General features: G+C 74.1%; 7 protein-coding genes. 3 read left to right on the top strand and 4 right to left on the bottom strand.

Translation table 11 applies throughout. The features are described from left to right. Positions 1 to 154: 154 nt before the first annotated feature. Entirely contained in the window at positions 155 to 811 is a 657-nt protein-coding gene (locus AC13HU_RS30105; protein WP_483045137.1) for a LytR C-terminal domain-containing protein, read from the bottom strand. Positions 812 to 832: 21 nt separating this feature from the next. Further along, complete coding sequence (locus AC13HU_RS30100) at positions 833 to 1,129, bottom strand: type II toxin-antitoxin system VapB family antitoxin (protein WP_483045136.1); 297 nt, start codon at positions 1,127 to 1,129, stop codon at positions 833 to 835. A 168-nt stretch (positions 1,130 to 1,297) separates the two neighbouring features. On the opposite strand from AC13HU_RS30100, the gene AC13HU_RS30095 reads away from it, so the two are divergent. Then, positions 1,298 to 2,977 (top strand): FUSC family protein, encoded by a 1,680-nt coding sequence (locus AC13HU_RS30095; protein ID WP_483045135.1) that lies wholly within the window; start codon positions 1,298 to 1,300, stop codon positions 2,975 to 2,977. After that, on the top strand, positions 2,974 to 3,504 hold the full coding sequence (locus tag AC13HU_RS30090; RefSeq protein ID WP_483045134.1) for a MarR family winged helix-turn-helix transcriptional regulator: 531 nt from the start codon (positions 2,974 to 2,976) through the stop codon (positions 3,502 to 3,504). The genes AC13HU_RS30095 and AC13HU_RS30090 overlap by 4 nt, the downstream gene beginning before the upstream one ends. Before the next feature lie 127 nt (positions 3,505 to 3,631). Here the strand turns inward: AC13HU_RS30090 and AC13HU_RS30085 are convergent, their stop codons facing one another. Both AC13HU_RS30085 and AC13HU_RS30080 read right to left on the bottom strand, forming a co-directional pair. After that, positions 3,632 to 4,024 (bottom strand): VOC family protein, encoded by a 393-nt coding sequence (locus AC13HU_RS30085; RefSeq protein WP_483045133.1) that lies wholly within the window; start codon positions 4,022 to 4,024, stop codon positions 3,632 to 3,634. Positions 4,025 to 4,035: 11 nt separating this feature from the next. Further along, positions 4,036 to 5,163, bottom strand: coding sequence for a LysR family transcriptional regulator (locus tag AC13HU_RS30080; protein WP_483045132.1), 1,128 nt, complete (start codon positions 5,161 to 5,163; stop codon positions 4,036 to 4,038). An 89-nt stretch (positions 5,164 to 5,252) separates the two neighbouring features. Between AC13HU_RS30080 and AC13HU_RS30075 the strand changes: the two genes are divergently transcribed. Next, on the top strand, positions 5,253 to 6,091 hold an 839-nt coding region (locus tag AC13HU_RS30075; protein WP_483045131.1), incomplete at its 3' end, for an MFS transporter.

Raw genomic sequence — 6,091 nt, 5'->3', positions numbered from 1 at the left:
TCCCGGCAAGGTTTGCCCCGCTCGCCGCCCTGGCGCGGCCGTCCACGGCGTTGCCGCATCGGCCGAGTAGGTCCACTACGAGGCCGCTGCGGCGCCTTGCGGACGACCACGCCAGCACGCCTCGCTTGCCGGGCAAACCTTGCCGGTCACGGCACTAGCTCTTGTGCGTGGGAGCCATGCAGGAGGGCTTGGGCGCCGGCGGGTTCGCCGCCACGACCCGCGCCTCCGCCGCCTGCGTAGGCGTCGCCAACTTCGCGAAGGCGTTGCCGATCAGCACGTCGACCGTCGTCCCCTTGCGCTCGGGGTCGATCTTCACGCTGGAGCCGGCCACTTGCGTACCCGCCTCGCGGGCGGCGGCCTCCCCGGCCGGCCCGGAGACGATCAGCGCGGACTGCGTGACCTTCGCGTTGTACTCGTCGGTCGCGTTCCCGAACTTCGCCACCTTGAAGCCGCGGCCGGCGAGCTGGTCCGCGGTGGTCTTCGCGAGCCCGCCGCGCGTGGTCGCGTTGAGGACGTTCATCGTCACCTGCGTCGGATGCGGCAGGGCCATCGGCTTGCCGGTGGCCGCCGGACCGGGCGCGGGGGAGCAGGACGGGTGGCTGGGCGCGGCGTTCGCCTTCGCGTCCTTGCCGTCGCCGCTGAAGACATGGAAGAGCTGCAGAGCCCCCCAGCCGAAGAGGCCGAGTACGACAACCGCGGCGATCAGGACGGCCACGAAACGGCCGCGCTGCCTGGGCGGACGCATACGCGGATACGAGTTACCGGTTACCCGGTACTTCCCGCCCATCCCGGAGGGGGTCAGCATGCTCATGAGCGCAGCGTAAGCGGATTGTCAGTCCATCTCCAGGACCCGGGCGTGCAGCACTTGTCGCTGCTGCAGCGCCGCGCGCACGGCGCGGTGCAGGCCGTCCTCCAGATAGAGGTCGCCCCGCCACTTCACGACATGCGCGAAGAGGTCCCCGTAGAAGGTGGAGTCCTCCGCCAGGAGTGTCTCCAGGTCGAGCTGTCCCTTGGTGGTCACCAACTGGTCCAGCCGCACGGGACGCGGGGCGACGTCCGCCCACTCGCGCGTGCTGACCCGGCCGTGGTCCGGGTACGGCTTCCCGTTTCCGATGCGCTTGAAGATCACACGGAAAGCCTACCGGCCCGGCTTGTCCGGGCGCAGCCTCGACGCAGGGATGGCGTACGACCGAAAGGCCCATAGGGGACGAAAAGTTGCCGGAGCCGGTTCCGCCGTCCACCGCGGCAAGCGAACCGAGATTCGTTTTTCGAGTAAAACACTTGGTAATGTTGTTGTATGAACAGTGCTGCCCTCATCCCCCGTCCCCGCGGGCCGCGCAGGCTCCCCACCGCCGGTGTACTGCGCCTGGGCAGGACATCGGACATCTGGTTCAAGCCCGCCACCAGCGCGGTGATCGCCTCGGCGATCCCCAACGTGATCCTGCTCTGCCTCGGCCGGCTGGACCTGGCGATGTACACGATGGCCGGCTCGCTCTGCGCCACCTACGCGCACAACCGGCCGTATGCCAACCGGGCCAAGGCGCTGATCGGTGTCGTGTTCGGCATGGTCGGTGGCCTCGCCGTCGCCCTCGTCGTCGCCTCGCTCACCGGCAGCACCATGGTGCTGATCACCGTCGGCGCGCTGCTCGCCGCGGCGCAGAGGCTGCTGTGCGACGCCACCAGGATCGGCCCGCCCGCCCATGTGATCTTCGCCTTCGTCAGTTCGGCGGCCCTGTTCGTGCCCCAGTCCATCGGCCAGGTCCCCGGCCATATCGGCCTCGCCCTGGGATCGGCGGCGGTCGCCTATCTGGTGAGCATGGCCCCCGGGCTGTTCCGCCCGCAGGGCCCCGAGCGCCGCGCGGTACGTGGCGCGCTCCGGGCGACCGCGCGGTACGCGGGACTCCCGGCCGGGGACCCGGAGGCGGGACCGGCCCGCGCGAGCGCGGCCTCCGCCATCCAGACCGCCTGGCAGAACCTGCTGGTCAGCGGCCGCCGCACCGAGGACAGGCGGGCCCTGGAACGCCTGCTGATCCACGCCGAGGTGTCCCTCGCCGGCCCCGGCGGGGCCGACGCCGGCCTGCTCACCGGCTGGGCCGGCCGGCTGCGCGGCACCGGCCCCGTCCCGCGCCCGGCGGACGCGGACAACGGCACCGAACTCCTCGGCATCGAGACCGAACTCGCCGTCCCCGCGCGCTCGCTCTGGCAACGGCTGCGGCCGGGCGGTGTGGTCTTCCCGGTCGCCGTCCGCACCTTCGTCGGCTGTGCGCTGGCCGGCTACGTCTCGTTCGGCCTCGGCGTCGGACGGCCCTACTGGGCCATCGTCACCGCCGCCGCCGTCTTCCAGGCCAACGTCAGCCAGTCCTGGCGCCGCAGCATCCAGCGGGTCTTCGGCAACCTGGTCGGGGTCCTGATCTTCGCCGCGGTCGTCCCGCTCACCCACACCGGCGCGACCGCCCTGGTGCTGGTCTCCCTGGCGTTCAACTTCGGCGCCGAGGCGTTCATGCCCCGCAACTACTGGCTGGGCAGTATCTGCGTGACCCCGATGGCTCTGCTGATCGTCGAGTTCGCCGGGCGCCGGCCGGTCGGTGAGCTCTTCACCGACCGGGTCCTCGACACCCTGGTCGGCGCTGTCGTCGGGGTGCTGGTCACCATGGCGGTCGTCACCCGCCGCCCCGGCCACCATCTGGAGGCGGCCCTGGCCGGCGCCCGTGCCGCCCAGCAGGACGCACACTCCGCGCTCACCGCCCCGGCCCCCGGCTCGCTGGAGGCCGCCGGACGGCGGCTGGCCTTCGCGCTGATCGAACTGCGCCAGGCCAGGGACACCGCGGCCGGTGAGTGGTGGCAGTCCCCGCTGCCCGAGCAGGAGGTGCTGGTCGCCGAGCAGGACGGACACCGTACGCTCGCCGAGACGGTACGCGCCCGGGGGCTGGGGAACGACGGCACCGCGGCAGGCATCGGAGGGAGCGCGGCGGCATGACGGCAGCGAGGGAAGGCAGGCCGGCCGACGACACCGTGGCCGCGGTGGTCCGCCAGTGGCAGACCGTCCGTCCCGACCTGGACACCGCCCCGATGGAGGTCATCGGCCGGATCAACCGCTGCGCCGCGCTCCTCCAGCAGGCGGAGGACGCCCCGCTGCGCCGCGCCGGCCTGACCCGGCCCGAATTCGACCTGCTCAGCGCCTTGCGGCGGACCGGGCACGAACTGACCCCCGGCGAGCTGGCCCGGGAGACCTTCTCCTCCGGCGCCGCGGTGACCAAGCGGCTGAAGCTCCTCGGGGAGCGCGGCTGGGTGGACCGCCGCAGCGACACCAGGGACCGCAGGGTCGCCCGGGTACGGCTCACCAAGAGTGGCAGCGAGCTGATCGACTCGGTCGTGCCCGACCAGTTGCGCTACGAGAGCGTCGCACTCTCCGGCCTCCCGGACGGCGACCAGCGGCGGGTCGCGGCACTCCTCGCCGAGCTGCTGGTCCAGTTGGAGGGACGGCTCGGGGTGCCCCGGGGTTGAGCTTGGGCTGACTCCGGTCTGGCCCGGGCGTTCCTCACCCTGGGCGCGGCGTGGCGCCGCCGGCTGTCCCTTCGCCGCCGCGGCCCGGGAACGGGACCGGCTCCGGCTCCGGCGCCGGCTTCGGCCGTCAGATGCCGGGCCGGTACCGCAGCGGATGGTCCGCCGGGACCTCCACCAGCACGATGCGATGGCCGTCGGGGTCGGTGATCCACATCTCGATCAGCCCCCAGGGCTCCTCGCGCGGCTCCCGGACGATCTCGGCGCCCCGGGCCCGCAGTTCCTGGTGGGCGGCCCCGACGTCGGGGACCTGGAGCCACAGGCTCAGGGTGTCGGCGGGGGCCGTATCGGAGCGCCCGGACACCTCCAGGAAGCCGCCGCCGAGGAAGTAGACCGTGCCCCGCTCGGGGCCCGCACCGAATTCCCGGTACACCTCCAGGCCCAGGACGTCCCCGTAAAAGCGGCGGGAGCGGTCCGGGTCGGCGGGACGCAGAAGGGTCCGGCTGCTGAGTACATGCACCATGCCGCAGCACTCTAGATACCCGTAACCCGTACGTCGCCGGCCTGGGCACTCGCGGCGTACAGCAGCGCTCTCGTCGGCGGGTGGGCGGCGCGGGACGGCGACCAGGCGAGACGCAAGTGCAGGGTCGGGGTGCGCAGCGGCAGCGCCGTCAGCGCGCCGGCGGCCAGGTCGTCGGCGACGGCGAAGGACGGCAGCAGCGCCAGGCCGATCCCGGACCTGGCCCAGGCCCGCATCACGGCGACGCTACCCGCCTGCACCCGCTCCACGCCGGGGCCGCACAGCCGGCCGGTCGCGAGCGCGAAGGAACAGGCGGAGTGGACGTTGACCAGCAGCCGCTCGCCGCGCAGGTCCGAAGGGGCGAGCCGGCCGGCTGTCGCGAGCCGGTGCCCGGGCGCCGCGACCAGCACCAGCGGTACCGGTTCCAGATCCAGGAACTCCAGGTCGGCGCCGGCCGGAGGCGTGAAACCGAGGCCGCCGAGCGAGTCGCCGGCGTCCAGCACCAAGGCCGCGTCCAACTCCCCTGCGGCGACCGACGCCAGCAGCGCGGAGCGGTCGGCCTGCGAGGTGACCTCGACATCCAGGTCCGGCCTGCGCGCGGCGAGTCGTTCCAGAATGCCGGGCACGATCGCGGCGGCGATGGACTCCAGCGCGCCGAGCCGTACCGCCGTACGCTCCCGGCCCGCGTCGGCCACGTCGCGGCGGGCCTGCTCGGCCTGTTCCAGCAGCCGCCGGCTCCACACCAGCAGCCGCTCACCGGCGGCCGTGACCCGCATGCCGCGCGGCCGCCGTTCGAACAGCTCGACCCCGAGCGACACCTCCAGGGCGCGCACCGCCTGCGACACCGACGACGGCGCGAGCCCGAGCCGTACGGCGGCGTCCGTCACGCTCCCCGCTCCCGCGACGGCCTCGAAGGTCCGCAACTGCCGCAACTCCATCAGGGGCGCGGTGGCAGGGTCGGCGGTGGCCGTCGGGGCGGCGGTGCGCGTGGTGCGAGTGGTGCGCGTGGTGCCGGGTGGGGCCGGCGCCGTGCTCGGGGTGCCGGCGCCGGGTGCGAGGGACGCTCCGGCCGGGTCGGCGCCGGTTCGTGCCGTGTTCGCGCCGGTCCCCGCCGAGCCCGCGGCAGCGCTTCGCCTCGTCATGCGGCTCATCGTCGCATTCGGTTCCGCCGAACGGAGGGTGCGGGCGGAGCGGTGGAGCGGGGAGCGGGCGCGGCGGGAGGGTGCGGGGCATGTCGCACACGCTTCCGCCCACTGTTCCGCCGCGTACGCCGTCGGCCGCCCCGCGTACGGGGTCCGCGCTGTTCGGCATCGCCCTCGGGTACTTCATGGTGCTGCTCGACACGACCGTGCTGTCCGTCGCCGAGCCCGACCTGGCGCGTTCGCTGGGCAGTTCGATCGCCGGGTTGCAGTGGGTGGTGACCGGGTACACCGTCGCGTTCGGCGCGCTGTTGCTGTCGGCGGGCGCGGTCGGCGACCGGTACGGGGCGCACCGCGTGTTCCGCTCGGGTGTCGCGGTCTTCGGCGCGGGTTCGCTGCTCAGCGCGTGCGCGCCGGGGCTGTGGACGCTGGTGGGGCTCCGGGCGGTGCTCGGGGTGGCCGCGGCGGCGTGCGTGCCCAGCTCGATGGCGATGATCACCCGGCTCTATCCGGACCCGGCACGGCGGGCCCGCGCGGTGGCGGTGTGGGCGGCGGTGAGCGGGGCGGCGCTGGCGGCGGGCCCGATCGCGGGCGGGCTGCTGGTCGCGCTTGCGGGCTGGCGGGCGGTGTTCCTCGTGAACGTGCCGCTGGCCGCGGTGGTGCTCGTCCTGGTCGCCGGTCCCGCGGTGCGCTGCCCGCGCGGGGCGCGCGGGGTGGACTGGGGCGGGCAGCTCGCGGTGTGCGCCGCGCTCGGGCTGCTCACGGACGCGTTGATCGCGTTCGGGGCGCATGCGGTCGCCCACGGGGCCTGCTCGGCCGCAGGGGCGGTCGTCGCGGGGGCGCTGTTCGTCCGGCGGGAGCGGCGCAGCGCGTCGCCGGTGCTGGTGCCCGCGGTGCTGCGGGCGCCCGGGATGGCCGGGATGCTCGCGGC

The sequence above is a fragment of the Streptomyces sp. NH27 genome (assembly GCF_056859195.1).
This window is presented reverse-complemented; position numbering and strand designations above follow the sequence as displayed.